13 protein-coding genes and 1 pseudogene are annotated in these 13,217 nt (G+C 72.2%); 3 read left to right on the forward strand and 11 right to left on the reverse strand.

Translation table 11 applies throughout. The features are described from left to right. Positions 1-25 precede the first annotated feature (25 nt). Positions 26-478 carry a GNAT family N-acetyltransferase gene (locus ABZS40_RS04110; protein WP_354941709.1) on the forward strand — a complete coding sequence of 151 codons (453 nt, stop codon included), beginning with the start codon at positions 26-28 and terminating at the stop codon, positions 476-478. A gap of 66 nt (positions 479-544) precedes the next feature. After that, positions 545-1,039, forward strand: coding sequence for a hypothetical protein (locus ABZS40_RS04115; protein ID WP_354941711.1), 495 nt, complete (start codon positions 545-547; stop codon positions 1,037-1,039). Between the two features lie 286 nt (positions 1,040-1,325). Here the strand turns inward: ABZS40_RS04115 and ABZS40_RS04120 are convergent, their stop codons facing one another. The 11 genes and pseudogenes from ABZS40_RS04120 to ABZS40_RS04170 form a co-directional block, all read right to left on the reverse strand. Then, positions 1,326-2,066 carry an ABC transporter ATP-binding protein gene (locus ABZS40_RS04120; protein WP_354941713.1) on the reverse strand — a complete coding sequence of 247 codons (741 nt, stop codon included), beginning with the start codon at positions 2,064-2,066 and terminating at the stop codon, positions 1,326-1,328. Continuing rightward, entirely contained in the window at positions 2,063-3,058 is a 996-nt protein-coding gene (locus ABZS40_RS04125) for an ABC transporter ATP-binding protein (RefSeq protein WP_354941715.1), read from the reverse strand. Before ABZS40_RS04125 ends, ABZS40_RS04120 begins: the two co-directional genes overlap by 4 nt. Position 3,059: 1 nt before the next feature. Beyond that, positions 3,060-5,768 (reverse strand): FtsX-like permease family protein, encoded by a 2,709-nt coding sequence (locus ABZS40_RS04130; protein ID WP_354941717.1) that lies wholly within the window; start codon positions 5,766-5,768, stop codon positions 3,060-3,062. Then, a complete protein-coding gene (locus ABZS40_RS04135) occupies positions 5,765-8,947 on the reverse strand; it encodes an ABC transporter permease (RefSeq protein ID WP_354941719.1) in 3,183 nt (1,060 codons plus the stop codon). Before ABZS40_RS04135 ends, ABZS40_RS04130 begins: the two co-directional genes overlap by 4 nt. Before the next feature lie 117 nt (positions 8,948-9,064). Further along, positions 9,065-9,229, reverse strand: coding sequence for a hypothetical protein (locus ABZS40_RS04140; protein ID WP_354941721.1), 165 nt, complete (start codon positions 9,227-9,229; stop codon positions 9,065-9,067). Continuing rightward, positions 9,226-9,441 carry a helix-turn-helix transcriptional regulator gene (locus ABZS40_RS04145; protein WP_030336216.1) on the reverse strand — a complete coding sequence of 72 codons (216 nt, stop codon included), beginning with the start codon at positions 9,439-9,441 and terminating at the stop codon, positions 9,226-9,228. The genes ABZS40_RS04140 and ABZS40_RS04145 overlap by 4 nt, the downstream gene beginning before the upstream one ends. Next, positions 9,441-9,875 carry a DUF2975 domain-containing protein gene (locus ABZS40_RS04150; RefSeq protein ID WP_354941723.1) on the reverse strand — a complete coding sequence of 145 codons (435 nt, stop codon included), beginning with the start codon at positions 9,873-9,875 and terminating at the stop codon, positions 9,441-9,443. The genes ABZS40_RS04145 and ABZS40_RS04150 overlap by 1 nt, the downstream gene beginning before the upstream one ends. A 106-nt stretch (positions 9,876-9,981) precedes the next feature. Beyond that, positions 9,982-10,584 carry a YdeI/OmpD-associated family protein gene (locus ABZS40_RS04155; protein ID WP_354941725.1) on the reverse strand — a complete coding sequence of 201 codons (603 nt, stop codon included), beginning with the start codon at positions 10,582-10,584 and terminating at the stop codon, positions 9,982-9,984. Continuing rightward, positions 10,581-11,210, reverse strand: a complete 630-nt coding sequence (locus ABZS40_RS04160) for a hypothetical protein (protein WP_354941727.1) — start codon at positions 11,208-11,210, stop codon at positions 10,581-10,583. Before ABZS40_RS04160 ends, ABZS40_RS04155 begins: the two co-directional genes overlap by 4 nt. Before the next feature lie 119 nt (positions 11,211-11,329). Next, a pseudogene (locus tag ABZS40_RS04165) lies at positions 11,330-12,581 on the reverse strand (DUF222 domain-containing protein). Between the two features lie 73 nt (positions 12,582-12,654). Continuing rightward, positions 12,655-12,843 (reverse strand): hypothetical protein, encoded by a 189-nt coding sequence (locus tag ABZS40_RS04170; RefSeq protein WP_354941729.1) that lies wholly within the window; start codon positions 12,841-12,843, stop codon positions 12,655-12,657. Between the two features lie 124 nt (positions 12,844-12,967). Here ABZS40_RS04170 and ABZS40_RS04175 point away from each other — a divergent pair, with 124 nt between their 5' ends. Beyond that, entirely contained in the window at positions 12,968-13,216 is a 249-nt protein-coding gene (locus tag ABZS40_RS04175) for a hypothetical protein (protein ID WP_354941731.1), read from the forward strand. Position 13,217: the final 1 nt, after the last annotated feature.

Below are 13,217 nucleotides of genomic sequence, written 5' to 3' on the forward strand. Positions count from 1 at the left end.
GTTTCGCTGTGTCAGGATCACCGGCATGAGCGACGTGATCTACCGGGAGGCGGTCCGGGCTGACCTGCCCGCCGTCATCGCCCTGCTCGCCGACGACGTCCTGGGCAAGGCCCGCGACGTCACCGAGGTCGACGAGGCGTACGAGAGGGCGTTCGCTGACATCGACGCGGACCCGCGCAACCAGCTGATCGTGGCCGAGCAGGATGGCGAACTGGTCGGCTGCCTGCAGATCACCTACATCCCGGGTCTGGGTCGGCACGGCAGCGAGCGATCGCTGATCGAGTCGGTCCGGGTCCGCTCCGACCGGCGTGGCCAGGGGCTGGGCCGAGACCTGATGATCTGGGCGGTCGACCAGGCTCGGCAGCGCGGCTGCGCCCTGGTGCAGCTCACCACCGACAAGACCCGCGAGGACGCGCACCGCTTCTACCTGAGCCTCGGCTTCGTGGCCAGCCACGAGGGCATGAAGCTAAGGCTCTGAGCCGGCGTCACGCCCCCACGTGGCGGGGGCAGCGGGAGTCGCCCCGATCGGGTTACGTTCGCTGCCATGAGCAGGCCGACCATGCCCGGCGCCGCACCGTCGCGCCCGCCATGGCGGCAGACTGGGTCGGCGCTCCTGGCGGTCGGCGTCCTCCTGCTCATCGTCGCGTTCTGGCTACCCGCCTGGCGCAGTGTCTACCTGGATCGGACGGACACCACTCCGGGTTCGAAGGTGCTCGGCTGGGCGCTGCCGTTCGCGGTGATCGCCGCCGTGTTCGCGGTGCTGTCGCTCGCCAACGTCGGCCCGGCCCGCTGGGCCTGGCGGCAGGCCAGCCTGGGGATGCTCGTCTCCAACGTGCTCGCTTGCGGCAGCCTCACCGGGGCGTACTGGTATTTCGAGGCCGAGGACCCCTACGTCGAACACGAGTTGATCTCGACCGGGCCGGGCGCCGGTCTTCTGCTCGCCCTGCTGGGCTGCCTGCTGATCCCGCTCGCCGGGTCCCTTCCTGACGGCCAAAAAACCGACCGACGCAACCATGACCGGCCTGACCAGACGCAGTAGGGAAACTTCCTTGTCCTACCGCCGTACAACGCTCTGGAGCTGATGTCGTAGACGAGTCACCCCCGGCGATTCGTTGACGACATCAGCTCCACAGCGAGCGCGACCACCATCCGTCGCCCAACCATCCGTCGCCCAACCAGCCGTCGCCCAACCAGCCGTCGCCCAACCCGCCGTCGACCGACCCGTCGCCCACGCGCTGTCGCGCTGACAGCCGAAGCGCCGCACCGCGAGGGGCGTGGGGCACCACCGGGCAGCGGTCCGGCAGCGGTCAGCCGTTCGGCAGGGGTCAGCCGTCGACCAGGCGTCCGTCGCGCAGGACGAGCACCCGGTCGGCGAGGTCGATCAGGGCCGGGTCGTGCGTGGCCACCAGGGCCGTCATGCCGCGGGCGTGCACCACCGCACGCAGCAGGTCCATGATGGATCGACCGGTTTCCGAGTCGAGCTGACCGGTGGGCTCGTCGGCGATGAGCAGGTCCGGCTCGTTGGCCAACGCACGGGCCACAGCGACCCGCTGCTGCTGGCCACCGGAGAGTTCGTACGGGCGCTGCGCGGCGTGCCCGCCCAGGCCGACGAGTTCCAGCAGCACCGCGACGCGCTCTTCCCGCTCCGCGGCCGGCACCTGGGCCAGGCGCAACGGCACGCCCACGTTCTCGGCGGCGGAGAGGATCGGCACCAGCCCGAAGGTCTGGAACACGAACCCGACGGTCCCCCGGCGCAGCCGCAGCAGCTCCGCCTCCCCGGCGGAGGTGACCTCGTGCCCGGCCACCACCACCTGACCGCTGTCCGGCCGGTCCAGCCCGCCGATCAGGTTCAGAAGCGTCGTCTTGCCAGCCCCGGACCGGCCTCGGATGGCGACCAACTCGCCCCGGTTGGCGGTGAACGAGACGTCCCGCACCGCGTACACGGCGTGCTCACCACTGCCGAAGGTCCGGCTGACCCCACTGACCCGGACCACCTCGTCCGGGTCCGCCGCGGACGCGCCGCCGAACCCGGACGCGCCGGTCACCACCCTGTCCTGCCGGCTCATGCCCGTGCTCCCCGCTCCTCCGAGGCCCGGTTGCCGGGCCGTACCTGCACATGGTCCGGCTCCAGGTCGAGCCGGACCCGCTCCTTCAGCGAGAGCGCGTCGACGAACGCGGCCGGCAGCTGCATCCGACCGTTGCGGTCCAGCACCGCGTACTCCTCGCTGACCAGCTCGGTGTTGCCGTCAGCGTCGATCCGCGCGGTCCGGCGTACCTCGGAGGCGGTCCGGCCGTCGCGGATCGCGACGGTCCGGCGGACCTGCGTGGCCACGGCGTGGTCGTGGGTGACGACCACGATGGTCACGCCCAGTTCCGCGTTGATGGTGCGCAGCGCCGCGAAGACCTCCGCGCCGGTCGCCTCGTCCAGCTCACCGGTCGGCTCGTCGGCGAAGAGCACCTCCGGGTCGTTGGCCACCGCCACCGCCACCGCGACCCGCTGCTGTTCGCCACCGCTGAGCTGCCCGGGGCGCCGATCGGCGCAGTAGCCCACGCCGACCAGGTCGAGCAGTTCCCGCGCCCGCTCCCGGCGGGCCTTGCGGCTGCGCTTGCCGGCCAACTGCATCGGCAGCTCGACGTTCTCCAACGCGCTGAGGTACGGCAGCAGGTTGCGTCCGGTCTGCTGCCAGACGAACCCAACCAGCTGCCGGCGGTAGCTCAGCCGTCGCTTGGCCGAGAGCGAGAGCAGGTCGTAGTCGGCCACCCGGGCGATACCGGCGGTCGGGGTGTCCAGGCCGGAGAGGATGTTGAGCAGTGTCGACTTGCCCGAACCGGAGGCGCCGACGATCGCCACCAGCTCACCGCGGTCGATGACCAGGTCGAGCCCCTGCAGGGCGACCACCTCCACCCCCTCGGTCTTGAAGATGCGCACCAGGCCGTCGCAGACGATGTGCCCGCGGAGGCGGTCCTGCCCGCCGGCCCGCTCGGCGGCGCGAAGTGCTGCCCGCTGTTGCAGGGCGGCCAGGTCAGGCACCAGTGGAGTCTGGGCGGTAGCGGTCATCTCAGCTCTCCTCTCCGAGCCGAAGCACCTCTCCGAGGCGCAACCGGCGGTTGTTCAGGGCCTCGACGGCGACCGCGAAGCCGAGGGCGACCGCCCCGAGCGCGAGCACAGCGGCGACCAGAGTGGGCTCGAAAGCCACCCGGACGGGCACACCACTGGTGAACGCGGACAGGCCGAGCACCGGGTTGAGCAGTAGGGGCAGCACCGCGCCGACGAGCGCGCCGGTCAGCACCGACACCGCGACCAGCGGGGTCAACTCGACAAGCAGCAGCCCTCGCCACTGTCGACGGGACAGGCCGAGGGTGCGCAACCGGGACAGCACCTGGCCCCGGGCGCGCGCGCCGGCCAACACGGTGAACGCGATGGCCAACAGCCCGAGCACTGTGCCCCCGGCGGCGCCGGCCACGAACCCGAAGGCCAGCACCCCGTTCGCCCCGCCCTCGCCGAGATCCCGGCGGACCTCCGCCCGGGTGTCGACGGTGACCCCGATCATCCGTTCCCGACCGGTGACAGTGCCGTCCCGCTGGTAGCGCTCCTGCCCCTGGTCGCCGGCGACGCGTAGCGCCTCGGCATCCAGCGGGTCCCCAGCGATCAGCAGGCTGGTGGGCACGGGTGTGGTGGTACGCGTCGGCAGGGCCTGCCAGGGCAGGATCACGAACCGGCTGGCGTTCGCCGCCAGCATCGGGAACCCGTCCTGGGTGCCGGCCACCCGGAACTCGTACCGCTGGCCCTGCACCGAGATGAAGGCGGAGTCGTCCAGCCCGGCCTTGGCCAGGTCGGCGGCGACCGCCGGTGAGACGATCGCCGGCAGCGGACCCGGGCCGGGCCCGGCGGTGCGCAGCGCGGCGGGAATCGACAGGTCCACCTGCGAGTCGCGGGCCACAGTGTCCAACCCCGAGCCGTCGACGAGCAGGACGTCCGTCTGCCCGATGAAGGCGTCGGTGCCGACCTCGTCGGACGCGAGCCGCTCATCGTCCTCGTACAGCACCCGGGTGACGGCCCGGACCCCCGGCAGGCGGCCCAGCTCGTCGATGGTGTCGGGTGCGAAGCGCTCCCCACGGATCACCGCGTCGGCGGGCACGATCTGCGCGGCGGCCCGTTCCCGGCTCGCGTCGACGCCGGCGGCCACGACCGCGCAGAACGCCGCCGTACCGATCGCCAGCACCACCACGACCAGCGGGGCGGCGACCGCCGCGCGGCCGGCGCGGGCCGTGCCGAGGAACGCCACGCTGCCCCTGGTCCGCGCGGCCAGCCGGCTGACCAGCAACAACGGCCAGGGGTACGCGCGCAGCGCCAGCACCGCCGCAGCGATCGCGAGGAGCACCGGCACCGACACGAGCAGTGGATCCACCTCGCCGAGGGTCAGACCACGCCGACGCAGCAGCACCGCGGCGAGCCCGGCCAGGAGCAGCAGGGAAACTTCGACGGTGAGCCGACGGGCCGACGGGCGCACCCGGATCAGGTCCCGGCGAGCCGCTCCGCCGGCCGGTACGGCCAGCGTCGCCAACGGCAGTGCCAGCGTGACCAGCACGGCCGCGCCGATGACGTACGGCGTGGTCGGATCCGGTGCACCGGGGAACAGCGTGCCCAGCCACCAGCCCAGCACGGCGGCGATCGGCACCACCAGCACCGACTCGGCGAGGCTGCGCCGGGCGCCGGCGGTGGCCCCGCCCCCACGGGCGCGCAGCAACGCGAACTCCGAGCGACGCCGTCGGGTGGCGAGACTCGCCGCGAGCACGATGAGCCCCGCCAGGGTGGCCAGGACGCCGGCCGCGATCACCGCGAGCAGGGTCCGGACGGCGTCGATCTGGGCGGCGAACGCGCGCAACGGAACGTCGACGCCCTGGGTCAGGGTGAGTTCCTTCGGCTGGTTGCGCTGCATCACCTGAAGGCCGTCGATCAGCTGGTCCAGCTCGCGTGCGTCGATCCGGTCGACGCCCAGTCGGTACCGCCAGTTGGACTGGATCGGCCAGCCCGCGGCGGCCCGCTTGTTGAGGGGCGACTGCGCGACGACGCCGACGATGACGAACGGCTCGCCGTCGCCGCGCGGTTCGATGATCCGCAGCAGCTGTGGGAGCCCGTCCCAGATGCCGTTCGCGCGGTCGACCGGGCGGAACAGCCCGGTCACCGTCAGCGGGACACCGTCGGTGAGCCTGCCCTTGTCATCGGTGGCGCCGATGCGCAGTTGGCTGCCGGCGCGCAGGTTGAGCTTGCGGGCCACGTCGACGTCGAGCGCCACCTCGATCGGCCGGTCGGGCACGTACGTCTCGCTCGGCCACGCCCCGTCGACGAGGGTGCTCGCCCCCTGAATGTCGGGCATGGCCCGTAGCCCCATGTCGACCAACAGGTTGCGGGCCGCCAGGTCCGGCCCGACCACGCGGGCGGGCGTGGTCTCGACGCTGTACCACCGCTCGGTCACCGCCGAGCGCACCTGCGGCGGCATCTCCGCGGCCAGGGCGTCGAACCGCTCGGCCGCACTGCCCATCGCCGTCCGCTGCGACGTCACCGCCGCCGGGCTGGTGGTGTACGAGAGGTCCCGGCGGGCGGCCGGCTCGCTGCTGAGTTGCGCTCGCAGCCCCTGTTCGGCGAGCCGGTTGACCAGCCGGGGCACACCACTGATCAGCAGCGTGACCACCAGGGTCAGGACCGCCAGCAGCAGGAACTGCCCCCCGTACGCCCGGACCCGCCGGACGGCCGCCCCGACGCTCATCGTTCTCCCCCGATTCGCAGCTGCACCGCCGCCACCCGCTGACGGATGCCGGTGGCGATGAACGCGCTGAAGGCGAGCGCCGCCAGCAGCAGACCGACAGCGGTCAGGCCGATGGGCACCCAGGGCAGCACGAACGCCGCCGGGGGTGTCGGCCGGCCGGCGGCCGGAGTGAGGATGACAAGTGGAGCCATCGTCGCGCCGACCACGGTGCCGAGTAACAACCCGACGCCCACGCCGATACCGGCGAGGAACGTCTGTTCGGCGAGCAGCGCCCGGGCCATCAGCCGGGGCGTGGCGCCGAGGGTGTGCAGGACCGCGAACTCGCCGAGCCGACGCCGGGCGGTGGCCCACACGTCCACCATCAGGCCGACGAGGGCGAGCAGCACCGCGCCGAACGCGGCGGCGAGCATCCCGGTACGCGAGCCGCGCCAGTACGGGTCGTCGGCGGCCGCCTTGATGGCCGCTTCCCGGTTGAGCACTGTGACGCCCGGAAGTGCGCTGGCCGCCTGGGCGGCGGCGTTCGCGTCGCCGGCGCCGACCCACCACTCCGGTACCTGTCGCAGTGTCCCGCCGGAACGGATCAGCGCGTCGACGGCTGCGGGCAGGTCCAGTAGCACGCCTGCCGCGGCGGTGGTCGGCACGGCGCTCAGCTCACCAACCAGGTGCACCGGCAGCGTCGCCCCGGAGAGCGAGAAGTCGACGGTGTCGCCGACGCGCAGGCTCAGCGCGTCGCGGACCCCGGGGGTCATCAGCACCGGCACGGCCGCCTTCGCGGCCGGCACGACAACGAACCGGGTGGGCCCCTGGTCGATGCGCGCCAAGCCCGGCCACCGTTGCACCGGACGGCTGGCGACGAATCCGCTGCCGCTCTTCCGCACCGGCACGCGCGGTCCCTCGACCCAGGTCGCCGCCCAGTCACCGGCGAGATCGGCGGGGCGAGCCTTGCCGTCCGCGTCGATGAGCGTCAGCCCCTCTACCTGAAGTCCGTACGAGTCGCCGCCGGCCCGGCCGCCGTCGGCTTCGAACCCGGCCACCCGGAACCGCGTTTCCTCCACGTCCGGCAGTTGGACCGTGAAGCGCGTAGCCCGCCCGTCGCTCGGTGCGTCGGCAGCCGGCAGCCGGAAGGCGAGGCCCTCCGCGCTGGTCACCAGCAACGTCACCGAGATCCGGTGCGGTTCGTCGGGCTTTTCCACAGGCGTACGGACGATGCCGGTGATCGTGCGGGTGCCCTCGGGTAGCTCGACTCCCCCGGCGGGCCCACGCGCAGCAAGCATCCGCTGGTACTGCTGCGAGGCCGACCCGTCGGCGAGACGGTCGGCGAGGCGGACGACGCCGGGAGCGCTGGCCGGGTCGACACCGATCACTGTCACCGGCAGGTTCTGCCGTCCGACGCGCACCTCGTCCCGCCACGCCGGCAGCACCCGGTCCACGCCCGGCAACGCGGCGAGCTGCGTGGCGCGGTTGGGCGGGGCGACGCCGGCCCGTTCGGTCACCCGGAGGTCGGCGCCGACCGTGTGGCCGGCCTGCTCGACCTGGGACCGCTCGCCGGTGCTGATCAGCGACCAGGCCAGGGTGCTGCCGCCGACGGCGAGGGCGAGCAGCAGCACCGGGCCGGCGTGGGGACGCCGGCCGGCCTGCCACATGCCGAACATGGTGGCGGTCCAGGGACGTCGGTCGACGAACCGTTCCGCGAACCGGGTGAGCGGCGGGAGTACCCGCAACGCCAGCACCGCACCGGCCAGCACGCCGAGCGTCGGGGCGGCGACCAGCAGCGGGTCGATCCCGAGCTGGCCACCCGAGCCGGCCAGCGGGGAGGCGTACCGGCGTAGCTGCACCCAGGCGAGCACGGCGAGCGCCACGAGCACCAGGTCCACGCTGGCGCGTTGGACGCTCGCGGCCCGGTTCGGCCGGGATCGGGCAGCCATGTCGGCGACGTACGTCCCGGCGCCGCGGAGCGTCGGAAGGACCATGGCGACGAGGCAGCCGGCCGCGGTGGCCGCTGCCGCCGCCCAGACCAGTGTGGTGTTGCCGCCGGCGGTGGAGAGGTCACCCGACCCGCCGGGTCGGACGTACCGCAGCGCCTCAGCGGCGATCAGCGGACCGAGCACGGCGGCCGGGGCGACCACCAGGGTCGCCTCGCGGGCGGCCAGGCCGGCCAACTGCCGACGGGCGGCGCCTCGCGCGCGCAGCAGCGCGGTCTGTGGGCGGCGGTCCTCGTGCAGCAGCGCGGCGACCAGCACCAGCGCGTAGCCGGCGAGCACCAGGATGAGCAGCAGCGGGGTGGCCAGCGACGAGCGACCCACCAGGTCGGCGCGGGCGATCCGGTCCAGCAACTGCGGCATCTTGGTCACCGTCTGCCCGGAGCTGCCCAGTTGGGCGGCCTCGGGAACGGCCGAGACCGCCTCGGTGAGGGCTTTCCGAATGGCGGGCAGGTCGGCGGTGTCGACGGCGCCGAGGTCCGGTTGGGCCAGCCAGGACGCCGACACCGAGCCCGGGAAGGTGGCCGCGAAGTCGACCGGGTCGAGCGTGAACGGCCCGTACGAGGTGCCGGAACCGGCACTGCCCGCCCCCACGCCGGGGGCCAGCAGCCAGTACGCGTCCGCCGGGTCGCGGGGCCGCCAGATGCCGGCGAGCATCAACTCCCCGCGTCGTTCGGTGGCCCGGTCGCGCACCGGGACGCGTTCGCCGACGGTCAGGCCGAGGGCGCCGGCGACCCGCTCGGGCAGGCTCACCTGGACGGGGTTCGCTCCGGGAGTGGGCCAGGCTCCGCCGGTCAGCTCCGCGTGGCTGGTGAGGTCGGCGAGCGTGGCCAGGTTCGCGAAGACCGGCTCGTCGGCCGTACGCGGGATCTGCCCGAGGTCGCCGGTCAGCTCCCGGCCGGTGCCGTAACGGGCGGCGGTGACACTGACCGGGACGCCGCCGAGCCCGGTGGCGAACTCGGCTCGGACCGCCTTGTCCCGGGTGGCGAACTCGGCCGCGTCCCGCCCACCCGAGCCACTGACCAGAAGGCCGCGCTCCTCGGCGGGCGAGGCGGCGACCAGAGCCCGCTGCCCGGCGTCCACCGCCCGACGGTTGTAGTCGGACAGCCCAGTGACCAGCGCGACGGCGACGAGGGCAGCGATCACCGCCGCGACCAGCAACCCTCGCGCCTCGCGGGCCCGCCTCCACACCAGCTTCATCCGACGCCTCCCCTGGCCCAGGCGGGCCGACGACCATCAAGACAGGCCATCTACCGGGAAAGGTTCGCGCCCGTTACATGATCGTTATTGCGGAGAGAGGCGGTCGGGGCGGGACGGCTAGTTGCGGCCTCGAAGGTTGCGGATGCCGAACACCACCGCGCAGAGCACCAGCACGACGCCGATGAGCTGCAAGCCCGGGGAGTCGTCGGCCCCGCCGAGCACGACGACGGTGATGCCGAGCCCTACCGCGAGGATGATGCCGACGATCAGGACAAACTTCATGGGGTTTCCTCCTCGACCCACTCGAGCAGGTCTCCGGGTTGGCAGTCGAGCACTCGGCACATCGCTTCGAGGGTGCTGAAGCGGACCGCCTTGGCGCGGCCGTTCTTCAGCACCGCCACGTTGGCGGGGGTGAGCCCGACGCGCTCGGCGAACTCACCGACGCTCATCTTGCGCTTGGCCAACTCCACGTCGATGCGGACGACGATGGGCATCAGATCACCGCTGCCATGTCGGTCCGCAGGGTGGTGGCCTGCCGCAACAGCGCCCTCATCACCACCATGAGGAGCCCCAGCACGCTGACGCCCACCGTCAGCAGGAACAGCAGCAGTGGCAGCCCCGGGTCGTCCGCGTTGAACCCCACGTAGAGGAAGACACCCACGAGCACCACCCATGCGGCGGCGATGGCCCACACGATCGCGTCCACCCACTTCAGAGACGCTTCGGTGAAGATGCGGTCGCTCTTGACCAGGCTGAGCAGCTTCCAGGTCGCGACGATGACGACCTGGACGCACAGCACCCAGAACACCGCGATGATCGTGGCCGGCCAGCGGAGGTAGGCGTCCTCCGGAGACTCCTGGGCCATGTACGCGAACTGCCCGGGCAGCGAGAGGGTCTGGAACACGACCAGGACCCCGAACAACACCACGAGGAAAACTCTGAGAGCGGCAACCGCTCGATGCTCCGTAACCATGCATCGAGTTTCGCTCGTTACCTATCGAAAGTCAATCGGTTGCCGGGGTGTCGGTTCGGGCTCACAACGACGTCGGCCTCGCCTTCTGGGGATAGAACGTCTCGTGACGGGCCAGCATGGCGACGAATTCGCCGATCTTGCGCTCGCGGGTCTCCGCCCGCTTGACGGCGTTGAGGCGATGGATGAGAGCGAACCGGTTGGCCTTGGTGAGCACGTCGAGCATGGCCTGGGCGGCGGGCTCGGCGGCGATGGCGGCGAGCAGGTCGGCCGGCACCTCCGCCTCCGACGGCGGGGCGTAGGCGGCCGCCCATCGCCCGTCGGCCTTCGCGGCGTCCACCGCGGCGCGGCCCGCCGGCAACATCCGCCCCTGCTCCTCCAGCCGGGCCACGTGCCCGACGTTGCGCTGGGACCAGGAACTGCGGGGCCGACGCGGGGTGAACCGGATCCAGGACGACTCCTCATCCCGCTTGCGGGCCTGCCCGTCGATCCAGCCGGCGCACAGGCCCTCGTCGACCGCCTGCTGCCAGGTCAGCGTCGTGACAGTGCCACCCTTCTTGGTCAGGGCGAGCCACACGCCCGGCGACGTGGCGTGGTTGGCCGCCAACCAGGCGCGTAACGCGTCGGCATCCGCGACGACCAACTCAGCCAGCTCGGCGCTCGTCATGCACGCAAGCTATCCGCCGGGTCCGACAGCCGGTGACCGCCGTGGGACTCGACCAACGCGTCCACGACGGCCGCGGCGTCGGCGTCCGCCACGTCCGATGGGTACTCCGGCAGCAGGTCGTCCCAGGCGATCAGCCACGACCCGAACAGCTGAGCCTGCCCCTCGGGCCGAGCGAAGAACCAGACGTGCAGGTGAGCGCCACCATCTCCGAAGCGGTGGACGTGCGCTCGCGAGACGTGCGGCAGCGCCTGCATGTGCCGAACGATCCGGGTGCTCAACAGCCCAAGTTCGGCAGCCAGTTCGTCAGGGAGATCCGCCATGTCGTGGTGATCGAGCGGCAACAGCATGAGCGCCAGCGGGACGCCCACGCCCGGGATTCGGATCAACCGCCAACGCTCGTTGAACCAGATCCCTTCGTCCCGATTGCGGCAGGTGTCGCAGTCCGCCGGGTCTTCGCCGTGCCGCGCCGGCTCCGGCAGCACCGGAGGCCGCAGCGGCGACACTCGAAGTCCGTCCGACTCGAACGGGCTGATCTCCCACCCGGTCATCCGCGCCAGGGGAAGGCGGCGCTCGTCATCCGCGGCAGCGACCGCGCGGTCGTAGAACTCGTCCGGTGGTAAGGCCATGCGGCACAGACTAGTACGACAAGATCCACATTGGCCGGTGGCAGATCGTCATCGAGCGGCAGACCGCCGAGGGCCCGCCCCACACCCCAGCCGCTCCCTCCTGGTCGATGCCGTTCGGCCTACGTTCGTCGGTGGTAATGGTTGCGGCGCGGGAGCTGGTCGGGGTCGAGCCAGGCCGGCGGCAGGAACTCCGGGTGCCCGTCGTCGCCAAGCCGGACGACCCAGTCGGTCTGGTGGACGTGCCGGTGGTGGTGGCCGCAGAGCAGCACGGCGTTGTCGAGGCTGGTCGGGCCCCCGTCGGCCCAGTGCCGGATGTGGTGGGCGGCGCACCAGCGCGGCGGCCGGTCGCAGCCGGGGAAGGTGCAGCCGCCGTCGCGAAGCACCAGGGCTCGTCGCAGCGGACCGGTGATCAGGCGGCGTTGCCGGCCCACGTCAAGAACCTGGCCCGCGCCGCCGAGCACGGCGGGCAGGACGGCGGCATCGCAGGCGAGCCGACGCACAGTGTCGGGGGTGAGCCGCAGTCCGACGTCGAGGCTTCCGGCGCCCAAACTGGCGGGTCAGCCCGTCGTAGTTGGTGGTGACGACGAGCTGAGCCGGGTCGCCGCCGTTCTCGGGCAGTTCACCAGAACGCAGCGCCAGCCGGCACACGTCCGCGAGGGCGTCGTGGCGACGTTGCCCGGCGCAGCGGGTGTCGTCGGGCCCGGCGGGTGCGCTCAGCGGGTCGATGGCGGCGCGCAGCAGCGCGGCGGCCTCCTCGTCGAGCGTGCCGCTGAGCCGTAACCGCCCGCCGGTCTGCTCGGAGATGGTGACGTGCCGATCGCGGGCGGCCCGGGCGGCCTCGGCGGCCAGGGCCGCCGCCGCGGCGGCGTCGGCGAGGTCGGGAGCAACGTGGTCGAGGATGCGGGTGCCGAGTTTGCGCAGCAGGGTGGGGTCGAACTGCGCCGCCCACTCGACCAGCACACCGACGGCCTTGTCGGCCACCTCGGCCCCGGCCGAAGCCGACACGGTGGCGGTCGTGTCGGCGATGACCCGGGCCTGCTCCACGCTGACCGCTCCGCTCGCCAGGGCTTCGCGCACGGCGGGCGGAGCCACGTCGAGCGAGGCGGCGAGGCCGACCAGCCGACGAGCGGCGGAAACGTCGAGTCGCAGGCGGTGGCGCAACCACACCGTCGTCGAGGAGGCGCCCTGCGCGAGCGCGGTGCCTCGACCGTCCAGCTCACGGACCACCGCCAACTGCACCGACGCCAGCCGCTGCTGAAGTCGGTGCGTGGTGTCGAGCACCGCGATCAGGTCGTGCTCGGAGAGGGCCCAGGCCGGGGCGTCGGCGGAGGTCGCCACCGCACTCTCCGCCCGCGCCAACTCATCGATCACAGGCAAATTCTAGAACGGGTGTACGACAACCTTCGGCCCGCGCTACCGCCTAGAACCACACGCTCAGAGATATTCAGCCGTCGGACAGCTCCGGGCGGTGCTCCCGAATCCACGCCGCCACGTCCGACTTCCGCCAGACCTTTCCTTGCACTAGATCGGCCACCGGATCGGGGAAGTTCCGGTGACTGGTGATCACGTAAACGCGCTGCTTACTGATGCCACCGAGCATCGCGCGAATCTCCGCAGCGCCCACCAGCTCCATAGGGCGGACGCTAGACACTTGACCCGGCTCCTTGACCCGGGGCAACTCATCGGTCACCGTAAAGGGCATGTCGGCGTCTAGCGAACACATCCCTGATCGCGCTCCCCTGAGCAGCTTGCACCCGGTGCACCAGCACCTGCCGCGCCGGCCGCTGTGGCTCTGCCGCGTATGCGCGGCGACCTGGCCCTGCGCGACCGCGAGGATGCTGCTACGGGTGGAGTACGGCACCGACCGGGTGGCGCTGTCGATCTACATGGCCAGCCAACTGTTCGACGCGACAGCCGACCTGCTCACGCTCAACCCCGACCCAGCACCCGACCCACGGGCGCTGTTCGACAGGTTTCTGGCGTGGACGGTTCAGCCGAGCCCGTGAC

The organism is Micromonospora sp. NPDC005324, assembly GCF_040607155.1.
GTDB classification, from domain to species: domain Bacteria; phylum Actinomycetota; class Actinomycetes; order Mycobacteriales; family Micromonosporaceae; genus Micromonospora; species Micromonospora trifolii.